We start from the raw sequence: 22,071 nt of genomic DNA on the forward strand, positions 1-22,071 counted from the left end.
GGCTTCTGCCCGGCTTTGTGTTTTCTCCTCCGCCCCACCTATCACCAGTCTTGGACCACTTTCTTTGCTATCATTGGCGGCATCACTTGCCAGCCAGAGCCATTCCATGGATCTACGCCTCCTGCGTTTTTTTGTCGCGGTATACGAAGAAAAAAACATCACACTCGCCGCCGAGCGCTGCTTTGTGTCCCAGCCATCGATCTCTCATGCCATCAAGCAACTGGAAGAAGAGCTCAGTACCACTTTGTTCGAACGCCACAAAAAAGGGGTCGACCTGACCGACGAGGCCCATTACCTCTACCCGCTGGCAGTCAGGTTGCTCGGTGACGTCAACCGCCTGCCGTTACTATTCCAGCAACGCACCGAGTGCCTGCCACTGCGGCTGGGTAATTTCCCCGATCTGAGCCAGGCCGCCCTGGCCCGCGTGTTCCGCACCCTACGTGAGCATATTCCTAATGTGCTATTGGAATTGGTGGATCACGATGCACCAGCGGATGCCCGCCTGACGCTGGATATGTTCAAGCAAGACGACGAGATTTTTCTGCCGCTGTGGGAGGAGGACTATGTGCTGTGCATGCTGCCGTCCCACCCGCTAGCCAAGCTGGACACGGTCCGGCCGGAGCAGCTTCACCAGCATGACTTTATTGAGTGCCCGCCGTGCGAAGCCCACCAGCAGACCATCGGCCTGCTGGCCTGTGACGGACTGGCCGTCAACTTGGTTGCCAAGGCCGAGCATAAGACCCAGGTCATGCACCTAGTCCAGGCCGGCCTCGGGATCTCCTTCCTGCCGACCGGGGTGCTGGAAACCGCCACCGAACTGGTCACCGTCCCGCTCGACGGGCCGCGGATGTTCCGCCGGCTCGGGTTATGCTATCCGGCCAACAAGACGCTCAATCCCGCCCTGGCCGAGACTATCAAGGCGCTCAGCCAGTCTGGGCGGCGGTAAGGGGACGAGGCGGGGCTTGGAGATCGTATTTCGACGACCACTGCAGGGCGAGCTGGTAGCTTTGGCTAATGCGCGGGCCTTCTATACCCAGTGCCTCGGCGAGCTGGTTGACCAACCCCCATTGCGCCTGCTCGTAGGCGATGGTCAGCCTCAGCAATTGGCCCAGCGAGCCATGCTGGTGCAGCAGGGCCTGGCGTATTTCCGACTGCAGGGGCAACTGGGCCAGCAACTCATCCAGCGGCTGATCGAGCAAGGCATCGATCAAAGAAAGCAAACCGGTCATAAAAGCCGGCTTGGCCTCAACATCCTGCCCGCTGACCGCTGCCAGGATTTCGCACATCCTGCCGCGCTGGAGCGATAAGGCGTAAAGCTCATGGGGCTTATCAATCGAAGCCTGGGCGGTCGCCACGGCGCTGACAAAGACCTTGAGTTTTTCCTCGCCCAGATACACCAACGCCTGCTTGAATTCACTGATCGGTACCTTGAGCCTATCGACAGCTGTGTTGACATAGCGTAGCAGCAGGTAAGACAGCGACAAGTCAGAGGCGATGATCTGCTCCACCCGCTCAAAGTCGACCTGATCCCGGCATACCTCCTGCAACAGGCGCAGGGTCGATAGGCGTTCGGGTTTGAGGTTGCGGCTTTTGAGCAGCTCGGGGCGGCTAAAATAATAGCCCTGGAAAAAGTGGAAGCCCGCTTGGTGAGCCTGCGTGTAGTCGCGGTAGCTCTCGACCTTCTCAGCAAGAAACATCAGCTTTTTGCCGCGGTTCTGCGCGACATACTCGCACGCGGCCTCAAGCCCGATCTTCAGCAAGTCCAGCTTGATGATATGCACATAGGGTAGGAAACGCTGCCAGCGGGGATCCATATTGAAATCATCGAGCGCGATCATATAGCCCAGGCGGTTCAAATGGCGGATCGCAAGCAGCAACTCATCATTTGGCTGGCAGGTTTCCAGCACTTCGATCACCACCTGTTTTTTCGGCAGCAGGGTCGGTAGCAGCCTGACCAGGCTTTTATGGGGAAAATTAATGAAGCACCGCTTGCCCGCCTGAGCCATACCATCGCTGTCGGCAATAAAACTGTTAACCAGCAGACAGCAGGTCGCCTTGTTCTCATCGACACCAACAGGAAAGGCATTGCCCTCACCGTCCCTGAACAGCAGCTCGTAGCCGGCCGTTTTTTGGTGACGGTTGAAGATAGGCTGGCGCGCAACGTAGGAATACATAAAACTGAAAGAGTCTCCACAACAAAGGGCAAAGAGCGTATTGCACCAATGGCCGCAGCAGGCAGCCTCAAGCCTTAGCTGTCGCCAATAGCGCACCACAACCAATAAACATCGACCCGAACACGCGGTTCAGTGCCGCCATGATCCTCGCCGAGCGAATATAGCCCGCAAGCTGGGAAGCCAGCACTACGTATCCCAGCATCACAGCGGCGTCGACTGCCACCGTGGTGAGCCCCAGCACCCACAGCTGGGCCATCTGCGGCTGGCTAGGGTCGATAAACTGGGGGAACAGCGCCACCAGAAAGACCACGGTCTTGGGGTTGGTCAGGTTAACCAGTACCGCCTGGCGGCAAAGTTGTCGGGCAGGCACCTGCGGATGGTCGCCGGCGATCTGAAGCAGGCCCCGATCGCGCCACTTTTGCACCCCGAGCCAGATCAGGTAACCGACCCCGGCCCATTTGATCACGGTGAACGCTGTTGCCGACTGGGCAATCAAGGCTCCCAGGCCCACCCCCACCAGCACAATATATACGCCAAGGCCGATTTGCAGCCCTGCTATCGATGCCAGAGACTTGCGCCAGCCATAGGTCATCCCATTGCTGATCGAGTTTACCGTGCCCGATCCCGGCGCGATGCTAAACACAATCGCCGTCGCCAGGTAAGCCAACCAGATTTCAAGTTCCACAGTGCCTTTTCCTTTTCGCTATTCTACCGGAGTTGGGGGAGGTAACCGCATAAAAACGCCACACGTTAACAGCTGTTCACACCTTATGGCAACAGCAAGTATGACATTGGGTTATACTTGCCCCAGATACTGTTAACCGAGGTGATGAATGACTGTCCAGCCCCCCCATTTTTTTGATTTATCCCAGGAAAACCGCTTTGCTGAAACCATGGCCGGCCCTGTGGCCAAGCTGTGGCAACATCGCCAGGAAGGTATGTTCGAGGGGGTCAACCGCACCAATATTGGCTGGGTCTCATTTACCGGCAACAACCCGGACAAAGCCATTGTCGTCGTCAACGGCCGGGTCGAGAGTTACTGGAAATACCAAGAGCTGTTTTATGATCTGGTCCGCCAGGGCTACGATGTCTACTCCCTCGACCACCGCGGCCAGGGTGTATCTGACCGTCTGGCTGAAGATACCGAACTCGGCCATGTCGGCCACTTCGACGACTATGTTAGCGACCTGAACACCTTCGTTGAGTCAGTGGTCAAACCCAAAGGCTACCAGCAGCTGTTCATGATCGGCCACTCGATGGGCGGTACGGTGACCAGCCTCTATTTGGCCCGCCACCCGGGCACCTTTGCTCGTGCTGCGCTCAGTGCCCCGATGCACGGTATCAACATCAGCAAATGGATGCGCCCTATCGCTTCCCCCCTTGCCCGGGTGATGGAGCAGCTCCAGCGCCAGCCAAGCTATGCGCCGGGCCAGGTCCCCTACTATCCCAAGCCCTTTGCCAATAACCCGCTGACCCAGAGCCAAGTGCGCTACCAGTGGTTTCGGGATCTGTACGAGCACAAACCGGCGCTGAAAATCGGTGGTCCAAGCGCTCGCTGGGTGTGGCAAGGACTGGCTGCCGCAAAGTGCTGTATCCGCGAGGCCGGCAATATTACGACCCCGATCCTGCTGCTGCAGGCCAGTGAAGACACCATCATCGACAATGCCGCCCAGCAGCAATTCCACCAAGCCATGGTCGGGGCCAATCGCGACAGCCAGTTCAAGGTGATCGACGGTGCCCGCCACGAGTTGCTGTTCGAGGCCGATACCTACCGCCTGCCGGCGCTGGCCTCAGTGCTTGAGCATTTCCGTAAAGCGGAAATACCCAACGCATAAAATAGCCTCTTTTCTCTTGGGGGAACTGGTTTAAAATTGCCCTGTTTCCCCAATGTCGCAGGCATTGGGCCTCTGTTCCTACCGCGAGAGGTTTCATGTACAAAATTATTGCATCGGATCTGGATGGCACCCTGCTAACCCCTGATCACAAAATTGCCCCGTTTACCAAAGATACCCTCAACCAGCTTCACCACCAGGGCAAAGACTTTATCTTCGCCACTGGCCGCCACCACATTGATGTGGCAGGGCTGCGTGAGCAGCTGGGGATCCCGGCTTACATGATCACCTCCAATGGCGCCCGGGTGCACAATTGCAAGAACGAAGTGATTTTCCAGCAGGATGTCGAACCTGAGGTGATCACGGGCATTATTGCCATGACCAAACACGATCCGGCGCTGAAAATCCATATCTACCGCAACGATGACTGGCTGCTTAACCAGGAAGACCCAAGCTTGCGTGATTTCCATGACACGTTCAGCTACCAATTGTTTGATGTCGATAACCCACCGCTCGAAGGCGTCGCCAAAATTTTCTTCACCCGCGATGACCGCGACCACGACAAGCTGGTGGAATGGGAAGACAAGATCAACGCCCAGTACGGTGACAAGGCCAATGTGGCGTTCTCTACCCCGTGGTGTCTCGAGGTGATGGATGCCAATGTCTCCAAGGGCCATGCCCTCGAAGCAGTGGCCAAAGAGAAAGGCTATGCCCTGTCTGACTGCATTGCCTTCGGGGATGGTATGAACGATGTCGAAATGCTAACCATGGCCGGTAAGGGGCTGGTGATGGGGACATCGCACGACAAGGTCAAAAAAGCTCTGCCGCACAACGAGGTGATCGGTAACTGCAACGACGAGGCAGTGGCCCACTACCTAAGCGGTCTCCTGCTCAAATAGACGGACGGTAATATCCTATCGGGGAGGCAGCCTGGCTGCTTCCCACAGCTCTCGATGCCTCCGGGATCAGAACTGCCCGGTCATCTGCAGAATTTCCTGCCACTGCGCTTCGGTCACTGGCATGATACTGAGCCGATTACCCCGCTTGACCAACGGCATCTCAGCCAGTACCGGATTGGCTTTGATCCGCTTTAGCGATACCAGGCGCAAGTGGCGACGGTACTCGATATCAACCATGACCCAGCGTGGGTTGTCCAGATCGGACTTCGGGTCAAAATACGGCCCTTCGGGATCAAACTGGAAATGATCCGGATACGCTTCGCGCACCACCTCGGCAATACCGACCACACCGACATCCTTGCAGGAAGAATGGTAAATCAGTACCTGATCCCCTAGCTTTATATCGTCACGCATCATATTTCGCGCCTGATAGTTCCTGACGCCTTCCCAGCAGGAAACTTTTTGCTGCTTGAGCGTGTCTATCGAAAAGGTGTCCGGCTCTGTTTTGAATAACCAATACGCCATTCTGATACTCTTTTATTTATCTGGTATAACTGACTTTATACCCCAGCCTATCACAATGAGGGATCCCGATGATATGCCGACAACTCCCCCTTGCCCCTATTGCGGGCGCCCTGCTGCTGGCAGGCTGTGCCAGTCAGCCTTCCTCCGGCCCGACGCCAGAAGAAATCGCGCTCACCACGCCGGACGTGGCCACCAGCAGCGGCAAGGTCCAAGCTTTCATGCTGCGCGGCCAGGTGATCCTCGGCCACGAAAGCCGCAGCATCCAGCCCTGCGGCAGCACCCAGCAGTATTGGCTGCATTTGCCTGCCGGCGACCTCCCCGCGGCCAATGCGGTCACGCCGCCAGGGTACGAGCCGATGTACGGTGAGTTTATCGGCCATCTCGAGCCCGCCCCAGAAGAAGGGTTCGCCGCCGACTACAACGCCCGTTTCAACGTAAAACAGATCAACCTGCTGTCAGCCGAAATGCGCCAGGGCTGCCAGCAACCACCGCGCAAGACATGGGCGTTTGGTAACGAGCCGGGATGGTCTATTGAAGTCGCCGGAGAAACGGTCTCACTGAGCCGGATCGGCTACCCGCCCCAGCAGCAAGCGATTAGCAGCCGCGATATCCGCTCTGGCCAGCAGGTCTACCAAGGACGCGATTTCACCCTCACAATGACCCAGGCCCAGTGCAACGACACCATGAGCGATGCCCTGTTCGGCTGGCAGGCGACTCTCGACTGGCAAGGAACGAAATACACTGGCTGCGCCACCCTCGGGGCAACCGATACGACCCAGCACTGGGTCGGTACTTACCAGGGCCACAGCGATCTGGGTGCCGCAGTACTGACGACTACCCTAAGTCTGCAGCCGGACCACTCGGCGATCACGGCATACAGCTACAGCAACGGGCAGCCTGGGCTGGAGGAAAAAGGCTTCTGGCAACAGGCTGGTGATGGCAAAGTCAAAGTCACCATGGCCCAGTACCAAGGCCGCAGGCTGATCAGCGAAAGGCTCTTCCGCCGGGAGGATGGCCAGCTCTCGACCCGCCAGGAGATCATCAACGGCGAAACCTATGAACTCGGCGATAATGGCCTGACCCTCGACAAGCTCAGCCCCGTCCGGGAGTAGCCCTCCACTTTTCCGCCGGGTTATGCCACACTGCGTGGCATAACCCACTGGCCAAACCAACCATCATGACCACACCCTGCCCGCGCTGCGGCTTTCACCACAACTGTATCTGCCATGCCGAGCCCGCGTTGGATTGCCCGCATACCTTTATCCTGCTCACCCACCCCAAGGAGATGGGCAAAGACACCAATACCGGTCAATTGATGGAGCGCAGCCTAGCCCATTGCCAACGCCAGCTCTGGGACCGGGTCAATCCGCCGCGAGCCCTGCTCGACATGCTGGCTGATCCGCAGTACCAGCCTTGGTTGCTGTTCCCCGGCGATGACACCGTGTCGGCCATACCGTTCCAGGCAACGGCAGGCAAAACCCCCTTGTTTATCCTGCTTGATGCTACCTGGCAGGAGGCACGCAAGATGATCCGCCGCAGCCCTTGGCTGGCAACCCTGCCCCGGTTGGCGCTTGCCCCGAATACCGATTCGGCCTATACCCTGCGCCGCAACCAACAAACGGGCAACCTGTGCACCTGCGAGGCCGGTATCGCCTTGCTCGAAGCCACCGGCTTTGGCCGGGATGCCAACCAGCTTCAGCAGTATTTCAACCACTTCCTCGCAGTATTCCATGCCGAGAAGAGTGGCCATAAAAAATAAACCGGCAAATTTCCAGCTCGGCGACAGACAAAGTCTTCTATACTGAAACCGACTGACTAGTCAGTTTTATTGATAGGGAGACCAACCGATGACCGTGGCCGAGAATATCCAGATCCAGCACAATGACTGCACCGACATGGACCGCACACTGCAGACCCAGCAGACCGCCTTCAGGGCTGCGCCCATGCCCTCGCTGGACGAGCGCAAACACCAGCTAACCGCTCTGAAGCACGCCATCAAGCGGCACCGGGATCCCCTCTGCCAGGCTCTTGCCGAAGACTACGGCCAGCGTCATCACCAGGATACCCTCGTGGCAGATATTGTCCCTTGCATCAACAATATCAACTACACCTTGACCAGACTCAAGCGCTGGATGAAGCCTTCTCGGCGCCATGCCGGATTGATGCTCTCACCGGCCAAAGTGACCGTACACCACCAACCGGTTGGCGTCGTCGGCATCGTCGTGCCGTGGAACTTCCCGGTCATGCTCAGCCTGGGGCCGCTGATCTCGGCCCTGGCGGCCGGCAACCGGGCGATGATCAAGCTCAGTGAATTCACCCCGGCAACCAACCGGGTGCTCAGGACGCTGATCGAGGAAACCTTCCAGCCCGAACAGGTCGCAGTATTCGAGGGCGAAGCAGCGGCAGCGGCCCATTTCACCCAGCTGCCGTTTGATCACCTGCTGTTCACCGGCTCCACCCCTGTCGGCCACCATGTGATGCGAGCGGCGGCCGAAAACCTGACACCGGTAACGCTCGAGCTGGGCGGCAAATCCCCGGTCATTGTCGCGCACGATATGCCAATCGCCCTGGCCGTAGAACGAATGCTGTTCGGCAAATGCCTGAATGCCGGGCAGATCTGTGTTGCCCCCGACTATATCCTGGTCCCCAAGGGGCGAGCCCGGGCCTTTATCGACCGCTTTATCGAGCAGTTCAACCACCACTATCCCGGCGGGGTGGATAACCCGGATTTCGCCTCGGTGATCAACGAGCGACAGTACCGCCGCCTGTGCCAGTGGCTGGACGAGGCCAAGCAGCTCGGGGCCAATGTATTCCCATGCCACGCCAAAGCCCGCAGCGATAGCCGCCACCGCCTGATCCCCCATCTGCTCAGCCAGGTGCCGGAGCAGGCAACCCTGATGAACGAGGAAATTTTCGGCCCGCTGCTTCCCGTCATCGAATATGATGAGCTAACCGATGCCATCGACTTCGTCCAGCAGCGCCCAAGGCCGCTGGCCCTCTACCTGATGAGCCAAGATCCGGCCGTCCAACAGCAAGTCAGAGACGGAACGATATCGGGCGGGATGGCGATCAATGAAACCCTGCTGCAAGTCGGCGCTGATGATGCGCCTTTCGGTGGGGTGGGGCCTTCTGGGATGGGCCATTACCACGGCAAGGAAGGCTTTTTGGCCCTGACCAAGGCCAAAACCGTGCTGACCCAGCACAAATACGCCACCACCGGACTGATCAAGCCGCCTTATGGACGGTGGTGGCAAAAGTTGATGTTGGCCTTCTTTATGCGCTAACCCTGCGCTATCGCCCGGAGCACCATGAAACGACAGCAGCTACTCGATACAGCCCTGGCCCTATTTGTCGCCAACGGAGTACAGGCAACCTCGACCGCCAGCATTGCCCGCGAAGCGGGCGTGGCAACCGGCACCCTATTCCATCACTTTGCCAGCAAGCAGGCCCTGATCGATACCCTCTACCTTGAGGCCAAGCAGGATCTGGCCCAGGTCTTGTCGAGCCCACTCGATGCCACGGCCTTGCCGGAGCAGCTTCGCCAACTGTGGGAGCGGGCCCTGGCGTGGGCCACGAGCCACCCCAGCCAGCTCAAGCTGATGCTGCAGCTCAGCCACGACCCAGCCTATCCCATCAGCCGTCATCAGGATCTGATGCTGACGACCATGGGGTTCATTGGCAACAGGATCGAACAGGCCCAGCAGCAGGGCCTGTTGGCCCCCCTACCGATGCCGCTGGTACTGAATTTTTTCCGCCAGCACTTCCTGAGCACCGCCCAGCTGTTCATCGAACAGCCCGAATTGGCCCGGCAGGCACAATACCAGCAAGGGGCATTTCACATCCTTTGGCAAGGACTCCAGCCGCTGACTCACCTCTCCCAGGACACGGCGGCAGCCACCAGATAGCAAAACGGGAGCCAAAGGCTCCCGTTTTGCTTTCACTCAACCTGAAAAGCCATTAGGCCTGGTTGCTGGCGTACTGGCTCAGTTCAGCGATGCTGACAGCGGTAATGAATTCGCCGTCCAGGTAAAATTCCACGTCGTCACCGGCACGCTCGCCACGCAGCACAGCTTGTTCACCGCTCTGGTAAACCACGTTCATTTCCAAGGTACGCTCGTCAACCTGGCGGAAGCTTGCCGCGAAGATGTCACTGTTCTGTACACTGGCCAACGGTACCGTCGTCAGGGATGGGTCAAGCTGGCCGTTGACTTTGAAAATGGCATCTACGGGTGTATCCGCCACCGCCGGTGACTTGCCCGTGATCGGGTTCTTACCGGTCCAAAACTCGATGGTATTGAAGATGAACAAATCCGCTGTCGCCGCAATACCGTACACAGGGCTTAGCAGCATGAACAGACCGGCACGGCCGTAACGGTTATCAACGGCGCTAAGGTTGGCTTTGGTCACCAGCTGTGAGGTCCCCATCTGGCCAATACAACCAGTCAGTGACGTTGCAAGAAGGGTCATTACGATCGCTTTAGATGCGATTTTTTTCATTTGGGCTCTACTCCGCAAAGAGATGATGAAAATCATAAAAAGTGCGCGGATTATAGGCATTTTGAGGCAGGTTGCTAGTAAAAATAGCAAAAACTTCCCATCGATTTACAGTCGTAAAAACCTGGTTGGCGATTGGTAAATGAAGGGTTACATTTCAATGTGTGATGAAATCCTTAAAAGTCAAAATAACAGTCTTGATAATCAATCCCGAAACAACCCCGTCGTGCAATGCACCGCGGGGTTGTTACACGAACCTCGCTGTCGGCCTCACCTAGGCATGCTGGCCGGCCACGAAGCCCGAGCTCCAGGCCCACTGGAAATTGTAGCCGCCCAGCCAGCCGCTCACATCCATCACCTCACCAGCAAAGTACAGGCCTGGCACCTGCTTCGCTTCCATGGTTTTCGATGACAGCTCATCGGTATCAACGCCGCCTAGGGTGACTTCGGCGGTGCGGTAGCCTTCGGTTCCGTTCGGCGCAATGCTCCACTTATGGAAGTAGTTAGCCATTACGGTGATGTCCTTGGGGTTAAACTGCTTGAGCGGCTTATCAACCAAGTCACCGCGTTCAATCAGCACTTCGATCAAGCGCTTAGGCAACAAGCGAGACAGTGAGTTTTTCAGGCTCTGGTTCGGGTGCTTATCGCGCATGGCACTGAGGGTCTCTGCCAGCTCGAGATCCGGCAATAGGTCAACGGTCACCTTCTGTCCCGGCGTCCAGTAGGACGAAATCTGCAAAATAACCGGTCCGGACAGGCCGCGGTGGGTAAACAGCAGGTTTTCGCGGAACGTGGTGCCGTCTTCGGCTTCAACCACCGCCGGAACAGCAATCCCCGATAGCTCGGCGAACGCGTCTTTGTCTTCCTTGTGCAGGGTAAATGGCACCAGGCCAGCCGTGGTGGGTACCATCTTCAAGCCAAACTGCTCGGCAATCTGGTAACCAAACGGCGTCGCGCCCAGCTTGGGCATCGACAGGCCACCGGTTGCCACCACCAGAGACTCACACTCCACCAATTCGGTATTGAGTTTGAGGCTAAAGCCGCCCTCGGTCTTGGCAAGATCATGGACATCGACCTGGTAGCGCTGCTGGACCGTTGGCAAATCACATTCGGCCAGCAGCATGGCCACTATGTCCTTAGCCGACTCCTCACAGAACAGCTGGCCATGGTCACGCTCTTCGAACGTAATCCCATGCTTGGCGATCATCGAAATAAAATCCCAGTTGGTATATTGCGACAAGGCCGATTTCACAAAGTGCGGGTTACGGCAGACATAGTTGTTGGCCGCGACATCGTAGTTGGTAAAGTTGCAGCGGCCGCCGCCGGAAATCAAGATCTTACGGCCCGGCTTCTTGCCGTGATCAACCACCAGCACAGAGCGCCCGCGCTTGCCCGCCTCGGCGGCACACATCAAGCCAGCCGCACCGGCTCCAATTACCACTACATCAAATTTCTCTGCCATCACGCCACCGCTTTCGGTCCAAATCAAATGGGAGCTAACTCCCAACAAAAAAGGGACGCAGGGGCCAGTCGGCCTGCATCCCTTGTTCGAACAGTTGGCTTACCATCGCCACAGGACGGTGATTTTACCTGCCCTACTGGCTGAATGCCACCATGTGATTGGCCGCAGCCTAGATCCCCATGTAAGCAATCACGAAAATCGCCACCAAAAATACCATCAAGTAGGTACTGGCAAGAATAAATAGCCGTCGTACCTTGGAACATTTTTCCATGAACACAGGATCGTGATGGTTATGGTACTGATGGCTGCGGATATAGTGAAATAGCCGAATTTGCTTAGTGACATTGCCCTGAGATGAGAAAAACCCACGGCCGTCGACCTGCTGGTAAAGAAGAGGGTCGCATTCGCGCATTACCGCCAATAAAGTACGCAACGTACTAATGTAGCGGGAAATATTCACCACAGCGACCAAAAAAAGTGCGAGTAAGATTGCATCACCACTCATAATATAGCCCCCGAACAACGTGACTGATCAGCTGGCCACACTCTGGTGAGAAAGGGGGCATATCGGCATGCCCCCTGGACTAATTAGCCAGCTGGTGAATCCATTACTGATGTCGATCCAGCTTTCGCCATTTCGGCTAGGTCTTTGTCGATGAAGAACAGTGCCTTGCCATCTTCACCAACCAGCTCGATCTTATCAAGAATGCCTTTGAACAGTTTTTCTTCTTCGTGCTGCTCTGCCACATACCACTGCAAGAAGTTAAACGTCGAGTAGTCCTGGGTGGTAAATGCAACGTGTGCCAGCTTGTTGATCTTATCGGTGATCAGCTGTTCGTGTTCGTAAGTTTCACGGAACACATCACCCAGCGAGGCGAACTCATGCTTTGGCGCTTCAATCGCGCCGAGGATTGGCAATGCACCGGTTTCACTGACGTAAGTGAAAAGTCGCTGCATGTGCTCCATCTCCTCAACGGCATGCTTACGCAGAAACTCTGCTGCACCTTCAAAGCCCTTGTCTTCGCACCAGGCACTCATCTGCAGGTAAAGGTTGGAAGAGAAGAACTCTAAGTTGATTTGCTCGTTGAGTTTATCAACCATTGCTTGAGCTAACATCGCACTACTCCTTTCTATTCTAGTGTATACCAATCTCAACGGGTGGTATGAAAACGCTGTTGTCGCCATTGTCACAATGCAAAAGTGAGAATGCAACTCATCGTGCCCAGCGGCAAACAATCTATGACATGTTTTCAACTGTCCAGCGGATTAAGTTAAAAAGTTGCCGTAATTCAACAAATTCCACTACTGAAATTATTTCTCAAAACAGCGGAATAAGTTGCGATCGCGGTAATATTTTTTCCCAAAATTAGGTGCTAGCATGGAGTAAAGCCCCTAAGTCAAGGAGTGAAAACTATGGCTTACAAACATATTCTAGTTGCTATCGACCTGTCCGATGACAGCCATGTTATCGTCGGCAAAGCCGCTGAGCTCGCCAAGGCACTGGACGCCAAACTGTCGCTCATCCACATCGACGTCAACTATGCTGAACTGTATACCGGGCTGATTGATATCAACCTCTCAGATGCCCAGAACCGCATGGCGGAAGAGGCACAGAAGCAGCTCCAGTCGCTGGCCGACAAGGCCAACTATCCGGTGTCCCACACCTTGGTTGGCAGCGGGGATCTGAGCGAGGAGATTTGTCATGCTATCGACGACATGGATATTCAGCTGGTGGTTTGCGGCCACCACCAAGATTTCTGGAGCAAGATCCTCAGCTCTGCCAAGCAGCTCATCAACCGCTCGCCGGTCGATATGCTGATGATCCCACTGAAATAACAACGCGAGCTCCTTCCTAGCTACGCCAGCCCGGCACGGTTTGATCACTGTGCCGGTTTTCTGTTATTCCGGCCGCCGACGGCAGTAACCGTACGGATTGGCAGTATTTCCCTTGCCCTTTTTTCGCTACACTTGCTCCATCATTCAACTACCCCCCCTGAATAACACTATGGGATACTTATCCGCTGTTACCCTACTCTGGGCCTTTTCCTTTAGCCTGATCGGGGTCTACCTGGCCGGCCAGGTCGATGCCTGGTTCTCAGTCCTGACCCGCGTCAGCCTGGCAGCCCTGGTCTTCCTGCCCTTCCTACGCCGCCAGCACCTGCACCGCGCGCTGGCACTCAAGATCATGGTTGTGGGTGCCTTCCAGCTCGGCATCATGTACTGCTTCTACTACCAGTCATTCCTGTACCTGAGCGTACCGGAAGTGCTGCTGTTTACTATCTTCACCCCAATCTACGTCACCCTGATCTACGACATGCTGCACCACCGCTTCTCGGCCTGGTACCTGGCAACGGCCGCCATCGCGGTGCTGGGCGCAGCAGTGATCAAGTTCGAGGGGGTCAACGAGGACTTCATCACCGGCTTTTTGATTGTCCAGGGGGCCAACCTGAGCTTTGCCATCGGCCAGGTCGGCTACAAGCACATCATGGAGCAAGAACTCAAGGAAATCCCGCAGCACACGGTGTTCGGACTGTTCTACCTCGGAGCGGCTTGCGTCGCGCTGCCGATGTTCCTGCTGTTTGGTAACACCGAGCAACTACCGACCACCAATACCCAGTGGGGTATCCTGATCTATTTGGGTATCGTCGCCTCTGGCCTGGGGTACTTCCTCTGGAATAAGGGAGCAACCTTGGTCAATGCCGGTGCCCTGGCCATCATGAACAATGCGCTGGTACCGGCGGGCCTGATCGTCAATATCCTGATCTGGAACCGGGACGTCGACGTGCTCCGGTTATCGATTGGCGGAGGGATCATTGCCGCTTCACTGTGGTTCAACGAAACCTGGGTCAAACGCAAGGTGGAAAGGGCGCGGACGTAAAACACGCTGACTGATAAGACGGTTTCAAAGACAACAAAGGCGAACCCTGTAGGTTCGCCTTTTGACTATTGGTTCTGTGGTTCTGTGGTTCTGTGGTTCTGTGGTTCTGTGGTTCTGTGGTTCTGTGGTTCTACAAAAAACTCGTAGAACTCAAAGGTACTGTCAAACCAGATAATTCACTAATTTATCGCTAGTGATCACTTTATACTGAAGTCTTAACCCATAGGGCCATAGGGCCGCTCTTAAACCATCGAGCCGCTTAGATGAATGAAAACGCATCGGCAAACATACGATCGCGCTCGGCCCCTTTCTCGGCAGAGAACAGCTCACGCGCTGCGCCAGCCATTTCGAACCGGCCGCAGAGATAGATGTCATAGGCCGACAGGCTGACGAAATCATCGCAGACAGCCTCAAGCACGTTGCCCACCTTGCCCTGCCAGTTAGCCGGCGCCGTTTCAACAACCGGAACATAGGTCAGGTTGCCATGCTTGGCAGCCAGGGCCTTAAGCTCGTCGTTGGCATAGAGCTGGCATTCATCGCGCCCGCCCCAGTACACGAAGATCGGCTGGTGAACACCGCGGCTCAGGCAGTTATCCAGGATACTACGCACATAGGAAAAGCCCGTTCCGCCGGCAATCAGCAGTAACGGCTTGTCACTGTCTTCGCGCACCCAGGCCTCACCGTGCGGCGCTTCGATATCAACCGGCGTGCCCGCCTTCAGCGCGGCTTTCATGTTCTCGACCACCTCGATGGCATAAGGGTTATGCTCGGCAGCACCAATGTGCAGCTCCAGCTCCCTTTCCCGGCACGGACTGCTGGCAATCGAAAACGGACGCTTGTCCTTCTCGCCCATCACCGCCAGCAGGTACTGACCAGCCTTGAATTCAATGGGGGTTTCCGGACGTAGCAAAATACGGTGGGTATTGCACGCCAGCGGCTCGACAGATATTACTTCGCATTTGATGGACATTTGCTTCCTCTAATCTAGCTGGAGTACCAAATCACTCGTTGCCATTGCCTGACACGCAAAGATCCAGCCTTCGGCCTGCTCCTTCTCGGTGAGCATAGGCTCGAGCTGATAGCGGATCTCCCCCTGCTGCTTGCGGCACATGCACATGGCACAGGCACCAACCTGGCAGCGGTTGGGAAAGGCAATGCCTGCGTTGAGCGCGGCCTCAAGCACGGTTTGTTCGCCGTCGGTGGCAAACGTCACATCATGAGGCAGCAGGCGGACTTGGTACATATTTATTTTCTCATGCCCGGCTCACGCGCCGAGCTTTGCGATCTAACTTGGTTTACGGCTGAGTTTAGTCACAGGTTAACCCAGGATCCCCAGTTCGTCCCAGATGGCATCGACTTTGGCAACCACCTCTGGCGACTTGACGATAGGCGTCCCCCACTCTCGAGAAGCCTCGCCCGGCAGTTTGTTGGTGGCATCGAGGCCAATTCTGGCACCGTGCTCTGCACCTTGGTTGACCATCAGGGTATCACGGCTCGGATCCATCCGGGTGGTCACCGCCCAGATCACATCATTCCAGTCGCGGGCATTCACATCCCCGTCGCAGACAATGATGAACTTGGTGTCGGTTTTGCCAGCCAGCACCGTCCAGATGCTATCCATCACCGGCAATGCCTGACCCACTTGGTCCTTGTTGATAGTCACAATCGCCACGCCAGCAAACTCTGCGGTCGACGGCAGGTAACAATCAATCACCGCCGGGAGCTGCTTAATTTCCTGCTCCAAGGCGTGGTGATTCAGCTCGGCTTGCGGACGGGGATAAGCCACAGCATTGGCGGTTTCCGCATCCCACTTGCGGGTTGCATCCAGGCCCATCTTGGAGCCAAGTCCTACCACCGGCGAGGCGAAGTCCAGCGAGTCGATCGGGGTCTGGTCGATAAACAGGCTGTCTCGCACCGGATCCATATCGCGGCTCATGGCGGCAACCACGCTGCCCCAGTCACGGGTATCAACATCTTCATCCACCACGATGACAAACTTGGTGTACATGAACTGGCGCAGGAAGGACCAGACGCCCATCATCACCCGTTTGGCATGGCCAGGGTACTGCTTCTTCATCGACACCACAGCCATGCGGTAAGAGCAGCCCTCAGGCGGCAGGTAGAAATCGACAATCTCCGGGAACTGCTTTTGCAAAATAGGCACGAACACTTCGTTCAGCGCCACCCCGAGCACCGCGGGCTCGTCAGGCGGACGGCCGGTATAGGTACTGTGGTAGATAGGCGCCTTGCGCATGGTCACGTGGGTAATGGTGAACACATGGTGGCGTTCGACCTCGTTGTAGTAGCCGGTATGGTCGCCATACGGCCCCTCGTCGGCAAACTCGTTCGGGTCGATATAGCCCTCCAGCACGATCTCCGCACTGGCTGGTACTTCCAGATCATTACTCAGGCTCTTGACCACTTCGCTCTTGCGGCCGCGCAACAGGCCAGCAAAAGCATACTCGGACAAGGTATCGGGGATCGGGGTCACCGCACCGAGAATCGTTGCCGGATCGGCACCGAACGCCACGCTCACCGGGAAAGGCTTGCCCGGATGGGCTTCCATCCAGTCGCGCAGATCCAGCGCCCCGCCACGGTGGGCCAACCAGCGCATGATGATTTTGTTCTTGCCAATTTTCTGCTGGCGGTAAATCCCTAGGTTCTGGCGCTTTTTGTTCGGTCCCTTAGTAATGGTCAGGCCCCAGGTCAGCAGCGGTGCCACATCACCAGGCCAACAGCTCATCACCGGAATTTTGTCCAAATCGACCTCATCACCCTGCCAGACGATGTCCTGACACGGCGCACTGCGCAGCCGCTTGACCGGCATATTGAGCACTTGCTTAAATACCGGAAGTTTATCCAGCGCTTCACGGAAGCCTTTCGGCGGCTCGGGCTCCTTGAGGTAAGCCAACAACTTACCAACCTCTCGCAGTTCACGGACATCGGTCCGCCCCATTCCCATTGCCACCCGGCCCGGCGTACCGAAAAGATTCGCCAGTACCGGGACGTCGTAGCCTACCGGGTTTTCGAACAACAGCGCTGGCCCGCCGGCACGCAGGGTGCGATCACAGATTTCGGTGATCTCCTGATCCGGGTCAACCGGCTGCTTGATGCGCTTGAGCTCACCCTGTTGCTCCAGATAGTCAATAAACTCTCGCAGATCCTTGAACTTCATCGGTTTCGCGGTTACCTATCCTAAATACACCAGCACCCGGTGCTGGCTTCAGTCACCGGGTACAAATAATCATTATCAAAACATTATAACGACTTGTTAACGGTAGGACAGCGGAAAATCCGACCACTGCGATCCCGCCCCGACCTTACCGGCAGACCAAAGCCGGCTATTCAGGGCAGCGTGGCAAGTGCCGAGCGGAAGTTCTTCTGCAGCACCTGGCTACGGCTGGCCGAGGCCAACTGCTCGAGCCACTCGAGATAACCGCTGCGGGCCAGCTCGGTGGCCACCAGCTCACCGTCATCCACTTCGCTCAGCTTATCGCTGAGAAAGTCCCTGGCAGCCACGGGCAACGGCTTGAGAGTGATCAGCGCGCGGTAGGCCTGAAGCTTCAGGGTCGGGTTGATGGTTGCGGCCATCAGCTGCTTGGTCGCGGCGGGTTGCGGTGCCAAACCGGCCAATCGGTTTAGCTCGGCCAGACTGTATTGATCGCTGCGGCGGCGCCACAGCAAATGGTAGACCCCCTCATCCCCCGACGCCGCGGCAAGGGCCGCAATCACCGCGTTATCTGGCAGCCAAACCAGCTTGCTGTCCGAGGTAAACTGCCCGGCCAGCACCTCGACGGCAGCCTCTGACAATTCGGGCAGGTGGGCCAGAAAAATATCACGCCGGAACGCCTGGGCCTGGATATCCCCGACCAGCCACTGTGACAGCTGCAGCTTCCCGTCTTCGGCTTGTTCCAGCATCTGCTGGGCCAGCAACTGCTGCTGCCAGCGGATCACCAGACTGCGCGCCTTGGCGCCATAATGGAAGGCGGATTTGGTCACCAGGTAGCCATCACCCTGCTCGACCACATTGAAAACCGGCATCCGAGCCGCCTGGGCCTCAAGCCAGTCCGCCTTGGCCTGATCCAATCCATCGGGCTTTGCTGCATAGCCGATAGCATAATCAATCAACTGGCTGCGCACCGCTTCTTGCTGGAGGGGAGGCAATGGGGACAGGTGGGATTCCAACAGGGCAAAATCACTGCTGTCATAGTATTGTCGCAGGGCCGATACCCGGTTTTTAACTTGCAGGGAAGCCTGAATATGCTCAACGTCCTGTTGGGAAATTTCGGTTGGCTGAATGGCTATCTGGGCCGTGGCCTGGGCTGCTATCATCCCTACAGCCAGCAAACCTATCTGCATGCACTTTCCTAGTCGCATGTCACCTCCTTGGTGAAAAAAGATATGTCGGTTATCCGGATCATCCTGATCCATAGTCACAAGTTGATAACAAACACAGTATATCGAACTATCGGGGGCAATTACCAGCAAAGCCGCAATCGAACAACGATCAATTAGAGTTTTAGTGTACCAAAAATAAAAAACGCCACAAGCTGTGGCGTTTTTCAAAACTGTGAGTCAAGCGACGAATTAGGACTTCTGGCGACGCATCGCGTCGAAGAACTCGTCGTTGGTCTTGGTCATCGATAGCTTGTCGATCAAAAACTCCATGCTATCGGTTTCACCCATTGGGTGAACAATCTTACGCAGGATCCACATCTTCTGCAGTTCGTCCGCTTTCGCCAGTAGCTCTTCGCGACGGGTACCTGAGCGGTTGAAGTCAATCGCCGGGAAGACACGTTTTTCTGCGATCTTGCGAGACAGGTGCAGTTCCATGTTACCGGTACCTTTGAACTCTTCGTAGATAACTTCATCCATCTTAGAGCCAGTATCGACCAGTGCAGTAGCGATGATAGTCAGGCTGCCGCCCTCCTCTACGTTACGGGCCGCACCGAAAAAGCGCTTCGGACGGTGCAGGGCGTTGGCATCGACACCACCGGTCAGTACCTTGCCCGATGACGGGATCACGGTGTTGTAGGCACGGGCCAGACGCGTAATCGAGTCAAGCAGGATAACTACGTCTTTCTTGTGCTCAACCAGACGCTTGGCCTTCTCAATCACCATTTCAGCAACCTGAACGTGGCGTGATGCTGGCTCGTCAAAGGTCGATGCAACCACTTCACCCTTAACCAGGCGCTGCATCTCGGTTACTTCTTCCGGACGTTCGTCGATCAGCAGTACCATCAGCTCACACTCTGGGTGGTTGTAGGCAATGCTCTGGGCAATGTTCTGCAGCAGCATGGTTTTACCCGCTTTCGGCGGTGCAACAATCAAACCACGCTGGCCTTTACCGATTGGCGAAGCCAAGTCCAGTACACGGGCCGTGATGTCTTCGGTCGAACCGTTACCACGCTCCATTCGCATACGCTCGTTGGCGTGCAGCGGCGTCAGGTTTTCAAACAGGATCTTGTTACGCGCGTTATCAGGCTTGTCGTAGTTAACCTCGTTAACCTTCAGCAACGCAAAGTAGCGCTCACCGTCTTTCGGCGGGCGGATCTTGCCGGAGATAGTATCACCAGTGCGAAGGTTGAAACGGCGGATTTGGCTAGGAGAAACGTAGATATCATCAGGACCGGCGAGGTAAGAACTGTCTGCAGAGCGGAGGAAGCCGAAGCCATCTTGAAGGATTTCTAGAACACCATCGCCAAAAATGTCCTCACCACTTTTCGCATGCTGTTTGAGAATCGCGAAGATAATGTCTTGTTTTCTCAAACGCGCCAGGTTTTCCAGTCCTAAGCTTTCGCCAAGCGCAACCAACTTAGAAATAGGTTGGTTCTTTAGTTCAGTAAGATTCATAGTGGTGGGTTTCTTGTCAGTCAAAATTGGGGTTCTATGTTAATTGAGATAAAGTCGACCAATGGGGCTGGTCAAGGAATGAACAAAATTACAATTTACGTGCAATAAGTTAGCACTAAAGATCTCATCCGTCTAGCATAGACGCAAGTCAAACCATGCACAACGAGAAATTGTGCACGGTTCGAGGCAGAGTTGCTTACAGGTTCGCGTCGAGGAACTCTTTCAGCTGGCTCTTTGACAGGGCACCCACCTTGGTTGCCGCCACACCGCCGTCCTTGAACAGCAGTAGCGTTGGGATACCACGGATGCCGAATTTTGGTGGCGTTGCTGCATTTTGGTCGATATTCAATTTACCGATAGTCAGCTTACCTTCATACTCGTCCGCGATCTCATCAAGAATTGGGGCTATCATTTTGCAAGGACCACACCATTCAGCCCAAAAATCGACTAGTACCGGGCCTGCAGCAGTAATAACATCGCTGTCGAAACTTGCGTCTGTTAGCTGCACAATCTTGTCGCTCATCTTCCACTCCAATGGTTGATTTTGTTAGCTGATTTGATTTTAACCAGCAAATCGATGCCCTATTTGAATGGAATCCGTTTCGTATTGCAACCCTAAGCTGATATTCTATACGAATGAAGACGACTCACATCACAGAGCAAAAATTTGCCGACCTGGGTTTAGAACCTCGGGTTTTACAAGGATTGGAAACCAAAGGTTTCCATAATTGTACGCCGATCCAGGCGCTGGCATTGCCGGTAGTGCTCTCCGGCCGTGACATTGCTGGTCAGGCTCAAACAGGCACAGGGAAAACCCTGGCTTTCCTGACCGCGACTTTCAACCACTTGCTGCTAACCCCAGCCAAAGAGGAACGTAAGCAAAACCATCCTCGTGCCATTATTATGGCACCAACTCGTGAGCTGGCGATCCAAATTTATAACGACGCCAAGCCACTGCTGGAAAGCACCGGTCTGACGGCAGGCCTTGCCTACGGCGGCGAAGCCTACGAGAAACAACAGAAGACTCTCGAAGCCGGTGTCGATATCCTGATCGGTACCTGTGGCCGTATCATCGATTTCTACAAGCAGCGCGTGATCGATCTACGCTCTATCCAGGCAGTGGTTCTGGACGAAGCCGACCGCATGTTCGACCTTGGCTTTATCAAGGACATCCGTTTCTTGTTCCGTCGCATGCCTGTGCCTCAGGAGCGTTTGAACATGCTGTTCTCGGCAACGCTGTCCTACCGTGTGAAAGAGCTGGCTTTCGAGCACATGAACTCGCCTGAAAGCGTGATTGTCGAGCCAGAGCAGAAGACCGGCCATCGCATCCAGGAAGAGCTGTTCTACCCGTCGAACCAAGAAAAGATGCGCCTGCTGCAGAGCTTGATCGAAGAAGAGTGGCCTGACCGCGCCATCATCTTTGCCAATACTAAGCACCGCTGTGAAGACATCTGGGCCCACCTGGCCGCTGATAAGCACCGCGTAGGCTTGCTGACCGGCGATGTGCCGCAGAAAAAGCGGGTTCGCATCCTAGAACAATTCACCCAGGGTGAAGTGGATATCCTGGTGGCAACCGATGTCGCAGCCCGTGGCCTGCACATCCCTCAGGTGACCCACGTATTCAACTACGATCTACCTGACGATGCCGAAGATTATGTGCACCGTATCGGCCGTACCGGCCGTGCTGGCGCCAGTGGCCATTCGATCAGCTTCGCCTGTGAGCAATACGCCATTAACCTGCCGGCAATCGAAACTTACATCGAGCATGCTATCCCGCTGTCAAAATATGACTCGGATGCCCTGCTAGATGATCTACCGCCGCCAGTTAGCGTACCGCGTTCACCGCGCCAAGGTGGCAACCGCCGCAGTGGTGGTTCACAGCGCCAAGGCCAGTCACGCCAGCGCAGCCGTCGCCGTCCGCCGCAGAACAAACAGCAGTAACATGTAGATATAC

General features: G+C 55.9%; 23 protein-coding genes and 2 pseudogenes. 10 read left to right on the forward strand and 15 right to left on the reverse strand.

What is annotated here, in order from left to right:
• Positions 1-106 precede the first annotated feature (106 nt).
• On the forward strand, positions 107-946 hold the full coding sequence (locus C9J03_RS05180) for a LysR family transcriptional regulator (protein ID WP_044622271.1): 840 nt from the start codon (positions 107-109) through the stop codon (positions 944-946).
• Here the strand turns inward: C9J03_RS05180 and C9J03_RS05185 are convergent.
• Positions 924-2,174, reverse strand: coding sequence for an EAL and HDOD domain-containing protein (locus C9J03_RS05185; protein ID WP_044622270.1), 1,251 nt, complete (start codon positions 2,172-2,174; stop codon positions 924-926). The genes C9J03_RS05180 and C9J03_RS05185 overlap by 23 nt on opposite strands.
• Positions 2,175-2,241: 67 nt before the next feature.
• Positions 2,242-2,859 carry a homoserine/homoserine lactone efflux protein gene (rhtB, locus tag C9J03_RS05190; RefSeq protein WP_044622269.1) on the reverse strand — a complete coding sequence of 206 codons (618 nt, stop codon included), beginning with the start codon at positions 2,857-2,859 and terminating at the stop codon, positions 2,242-2,244.
• Positions 2,860-3,007: 148 nt separating this feature from the next.
• Between rhtB and C9J03_RS05195 the strand changes: the two genes are divergently transcribed.
• Both C9J03_RS05195 and C9J03_RS05200 read left to right on the forward strand, forming a co-directional pair.
• The gene (locus C9J03_RS05195; RefSeq protein ID WP_044622268.1) at positions 3,008-4,009 is read left to right on the forward strand and encodes an alpha/beta fold hydrolase; all 1,002 of its coding nucleotides are present in this window, start codon (positions 3,008-3,010) and stop codon (positions 4,007-4,009) included.
• Positions 4,010-4,104: 95 nt separating this feature from the next.
• Positions 4,105-4,905, forward strand: a complete 801-nt coding sequence (locus C9J03_RS05200; RefSeq protein WP_044622267.1) for a Cof-type HAD-IIB family hydrolase — start codon at positions 4,105-4,107, stop codon at positions 4,903-4,905.
• A gap of 66 nt (positions 4,906-4,971) precedes the next feature.
• Here C9J03_RS05200 and C9J03_RS05205 read toward each other — a convergent pair whose 3' ends face one another.
• Positions 4,972-5,430 carry an EVE domain-containing protein gene (locus tag C9J03_RS05205; protein WP_044622266.1) on the reverse strand — a complete coding sequence of 153 codons (459 nt, stop codon included), beginning with the start codon at positions 5,428-5,430 and terminating at the stop codon, positions 4,972-4,974.
• Positions 5,431-5,498: 68 nt separating this feature from the next.
• Here C9J03_RS05205 and C9J03_RS05210 point away from each other — a divergent pair, with 68 nt between their 5' ends.
• Together C9J03_RS05210 and C9J03_RS05215 are read left to right on the forward strand one after the other, a co-directional pair.
• Positions 5,499-6,542, forward strand: a complete 1,044-nt coding sequence (locus tag C9J03_RS05210) for a COG3650 family protein (protein ID WP_044622265.1) — start codon at positions 5,499-5,501, stop codon at positions 6,540-6,542.
• 65 nt (positions 6,543-6,607) lie between these two features.
• Positions 6,608-7,189 (forward strand): tRNA-uridine aminocarboxypropyltransferase, encoded by a 582-nt coding sequence (locus C9J03_RS05215; protein WP_044622264.1) that lies wholly within the window; start codon positions 6,608-6,610, stop codon positions 7,187-7,189.
• Positions 7,190-7,226: 37 nt separating this feature from the next.
• On the opposite strand, the gene C9J03_RS26995 is transcribed toward C9J03_RS05215, so the two are convergent.
• The gene (locus C9J03_RS26995) at positions 7,227-7,400 is read right to left on the reverse strand and encodes a hypothetical protein (protein ID WP_231580745.1); all 174 of its coding nucleotides are present in this window, start codon (positions 7,398-7,400) and stop codon (positions 7,227-7,229) included.
• Between C9J03_RS26995 and C9J03_RS05220 the strand changes: the two genes are divergently transcribed.
• Positions 7,326-8,714 carry a coniferyl aldehyde dehydrogenase gene (locus C9J03_RS05220; RefSeq protein WP_231580721.1) on the forward strand — a complete coding sequence of 463 codons (1,389 nt, stop codon included), beginning with the start codon at positions 7,326-7,328 and terminating at the stop codon, positions 8,712-8,714. The two genes, C9J03_RS26995 and C9J03_RS05220, sit on opposite strands and share 75 nt — an antisense overlap.
• A gap of 24 nt (positions 8,715-8,738) precedes the next feature.
• Positions 8,739-9,335: a TetR/AcrR family transcriptional regulator gene (locus C9J03_RS05225; protein WP_044622262.1), complete on the forward strand. Its 597-nt coding sequence runs from the start codon at positions 8,739-8,741 to the stop codon at positions 9,333-9,335.
• Positions 9,336-9,387: 52 nt separating this feature from the next.
• Here C9J03_RS05225 and C9J03_RS05230 read toward each other — a convergent pair whose 3' ends face one another.
• From C9J03_RS05230 to ftnA, 4 genes are all read right to left on the reverse strand, one after another.
• Complete coding sequence (locus C9J03_RS05230; protein ID WP_039468418.1) at positions 9,388-9,927, reverse strand: DUF3332 domain-containing protein; 540 nt, start codon at positions 9,925-9,927, stop codon at positions 9,388-9,390.
• Positions 9,928-10,198: 271 nt separating this feature from the next.
• Positions 10,199-11,386 (reverse strand): BaiN/RdsA family NAD(P)/FAD-dependent oxidoreductase, encoded by a 1,188-nt coding sequence (locus tag C9J03_RS05235; RefSeq protein ID WP_044622261.1) that lies wholly within the window; start codon positions 11,384-11,386, stop codon positions 10,199-10,201.
• 169 nt (positions 11,387-11,555) lie between these two features.
• On the reverse strand, positions 11,556-11,894 hold the full coding sequence (uspB, locus tag C9J03_RS05240) for a universal stress protein UspB (RefSeq protein WP_197068595.1): 339 nt from the start codon (positions 11,892-11,894) through the stop codon (positions 11,556-11,558).
• A gap of 80 nt (positions 11,895-11,974) precedes the next feature.
• Complete coding sequence (gene ftnA, locus C9J03_RS05245; RefSeq protein ID WP_039468422.1) at positions 11,975-12,502, reverse strand: non-heme ferritin; 528 nt, start codon at positions 12,500-12,502, stop codon at positions 11,975-11,977.
• Between the two features lie 297 nt (positions 12,503-12,799).
• Here ftnA and C9J03_RS05250 point away from each other — a divergent pair, with 297 nt between their 5' ends.
• Both C9J03_RS05250 and C9J03_RS05255 read left to right on the forward strand, forming a co-directional pair.
• Complete coding sequence (locus C9J03_RS05250) at positions 12,800-13,222, forward strand: universal stress protein (protein ID WP_039468424.1); 423 nt, start codon at positions 12,800-12,802, stop codon at positions 13,220-13,222.
• Positions 13,223-13,391: 169 nt separating this feature from the next.
• A complete protein-coding gene (locus C9J03_RS05255) occupies positions 13,392-14,264 on the forward strand; it encodes a carboxylate/amino acid/amine transporter (protein ID WP_044622260.1) in 873 nt (290 codons plus the stop codon).
• A 259-nt stretch (positions 14,265-14,523) separates the two neighbouring features.
• Here the strand turns inward: C9J03_RS05255 and fre are convergent, their stop codons facing one another.
• The 7 genes and pseudogenes from fre to trxA form a co-directional block, all read right to left on the reverse strand.
• Entirely contained in the window at positions 14,524-15,234 is a 711-nt protein-coding gene (gene fre, locus C9J03_RS05260; RefSeq protein ID WP_044622259.1) for an NAD(P)H-flavin reductase, read from the reverse strand.
• Between the two features lie 9 nt (positions 15,235-15,243).
• Complete coding sequence (locus C9J03_RS05265) at positions 15,244-15,507, reverse strand: 2Fe-2S iron-sulfur cluster-binding protein (protein WP_039468430.1); 264 nt, start codon at positions 15,505-15,507, stop codon at positions 15,244-15,246.
• 75 nt (positions 15,508-15,582) lie between these two features.
• Positions 15,583-15,984, reverse strand: a pseudogene (locus tag C9J03_RS27270) (4-hydroxy-3-polyprenylbenzoate decarboxylase); the annotation flags it as partial.
• Between the two features lie 71 nt (positions 15,985-16,055).
• A pseudogene (ubiD, locus tag C9J03_RS05270) lies at positions 16,056-17,439 on the reverse strand (4-hydroxy-3-polyprenylbenzoate decarboxylase); the annotation flags it as partial.
• 170 nt (positions 17,440-17,609) lie between these two features.
• Complete coding sequence (locus C9J03_RS05275; RefSeq protein WP_231580697.1) at positions 17,610-18,641, reverse strand: hypothetical protein; 1,032 nt, start codon at positions 18,639-18,641, stop codon at positions 17,610-17,612.
• A 210-nt stretch (positions 18,642-18,851) separates the two neighbouring features.
• Positions 18,852-20,117 (reverse strand): transcription termination factor Rho, encoded by a 1,266-nt coding sequence (gene rho / locus C9J03_RS05280; protein WP_039468437.1) that lies wholly within the window; start codon positions 20,115-20,117, stop codon positions 18,852-18,854.
• 196 nt (positions 20,118-20,313) lie between these two features.
• Positions 20,314-20,640, reverse strand: a complete 327-nt coding sequence (gene trxA, locus C9J03_RS05285) for a thioredoxin TrxA (RefSeq protein WP_039468439.1) — start codon at positions 20,638-20,640, stop codon at positions 20,314-20,316.
• A 113-nt stretch (positions 20,641-20,753) separates the two neighbouring features.
• Between trxA and rhlB the strand changes: the two genes are divergently transcribed.
• On the forward strand, positions 20,754-22,058 hold the full coding sequence (gene rhlB, locus C9J03_RS05290; protein ID WP_044622256.1) for an ATP-dependent RNA helicase RhlB: 1,305 nt from the start codon (positions 20,754-20,756) through the stop codon (positions 22,056-22,058).
• The last annotated feature ends 13 nt before the right edge of the window (positions 22,059-22,071 follow it).

It is taken from the genome of Photobacterium gaetbulicola (genome assembly GCF_003025515.1).
Lineage (GTDB): Bacteria > Pseudomonadota > Gammaproteobacteria > Enterobacterales > Vibrionaceae > Photobacterium > Photobacterium gaetbulicola.

Excerpts from the sequence above, each read along its gene's own strand:
- C9J03_RS05265 (WP_039468430.1), bottom strand. The coding sequence starts at position 15,507 with ATGTACCAAGTCCGCCTGCTGCCTCATGATGTGACGTTTGCCACCGAC.
- C9J03_RS05250 (WP_039468424.1), top strand. The coding sequence starts at position 12,800 with ATGGCTTACAAACATATTCTAGTTGCTATCGACCTGTCCGATGACAGC.
- C9J03_RS05185 (WP_044622270.1), bottom strand. The coding sequence starts at position 2,174 with ATGTATTCCTACGTTGCGCGCCAGCCTATCTTCAACCGTCACCAAAAA.
- C9J03_RS05220 (WP_231580721.1), top strand. The coding sequence starts at position 7,326 with ATGGACCGCACACTGCAGACCCAGCAGACCGCCTTCAGGGCTGCGCCC.
- C9J03_RS05235 (WP_044622261.1), bottom strand. The coding sequence starts at position 11,386 with ATGGCAGAGAAATTTGATGTAGTGGTAATTGGAGCCGGTGCGGCTGGC.
- C9J03_RS05195 (WP_044622268.1), top strand. The coding sequence starts at position 3,008 with ATGACTGTCCAGCCCCCCCATTTTTTTGATTTATCCCAGGAAAACCGC.
- C9J03_RS05275 (WP_231580697.1), bottom strand. The coding sequence starts at position 18,641 with ATGCGACTAGGAAAGTGCATGCAGATAGGTTTGCTGGCTGTAGGGATG.
- C9J03_RS05205 (WP_044622266.1), bottom strand. The coding sequence starts at position 5,430 with ATGGCGTATTGGTTATTCAAAACAGAGCCGGACACCTTTTCGATAGAC.
- rhlB (WP_044622256.1), top strand. The coding sequence starts at position 20,754 with ATGAAGACGACTCACATCACAGAGCAAAAATTTGCCGACCTGGGTTTA.
- C9J03_RS05230 (WP_039468418.1), bottom strand. The coding sequence starts at position 9,927 with ATGAAAAAAATCGCATCTAAAGCGATCGTAATGACCCTTCTTGCAACG.
- fre (WP_044622259.1), bottom strand. The coding sequence starts at position 15,234 with ATGTCCATCAAATGCGAAGTAATATCTGTCGAGCCGCTGGCGTGCAAT.
- C9J03_RS05200 (WP_044622267.1), top strand. The coding sequence starts at position 4,105 with ATGTACAAAATTATTGCATCGGATCTGGATGGCACCCTGCTAACCCCT.
- C9J03_RS05215 (WP_044622264.1), top strand. The coding sequence starts at position 6,608 with ATGACCACACCCTGCCCGCGCTGCGGCTTTCACCACAACTGTATCTGC.
- ftnA (WP_039468422.1), bottom strand. The coding sequence starts at position 12,502 with ATGTTAGCTCAAGCAATGGTTGATAAACTCAACGAGCAAATCAACTTA.
- C9J03_RS05210 (WP_044622265.1), top strand. The coding sequence starts at position 5,499 with ATGATATGCCGACAACTCCCCCTTGCCCCTATTGCGGGCGCCCTGCTG.
- C9J03_RS05225 (WP_044622262.1), top strand. The coding sequence starts at position 8,739 with ATGAAACGACAGCAGCTACTCGATACAGCCCTGGCCCTATTTGTCGCC.
- rho (WP_039468437.1), bottom strand. The coding sequence starts at position 20,117 with ATGAATCTTACTGAACTAAAGAACCAACCTATTTCTAAGTTGGTTGCG.
- C9J03_RS05255 (WP_044622260.1), top strand. The coding sequence starts at position 13,392 with ATGGGATACTTATCCGCTGTTACCCTACTCTGGGCCTTTTCCTTTAGC.
- trxA (WP_039468439.1), bottom strand. The coding sequence starts at position 20,640 with ATGAGCGACAAGATTGTGCAGCTAACAGACGCAAGTTTCGACAGCGAT.
- C9J03_RS05180 (WP_044622271.1), top strand. The coding sequence starts at position 107 with ATGGATCTACGCCTCCTGCGTTTTTTTGTCGCGGTATACGAAGAAAAA.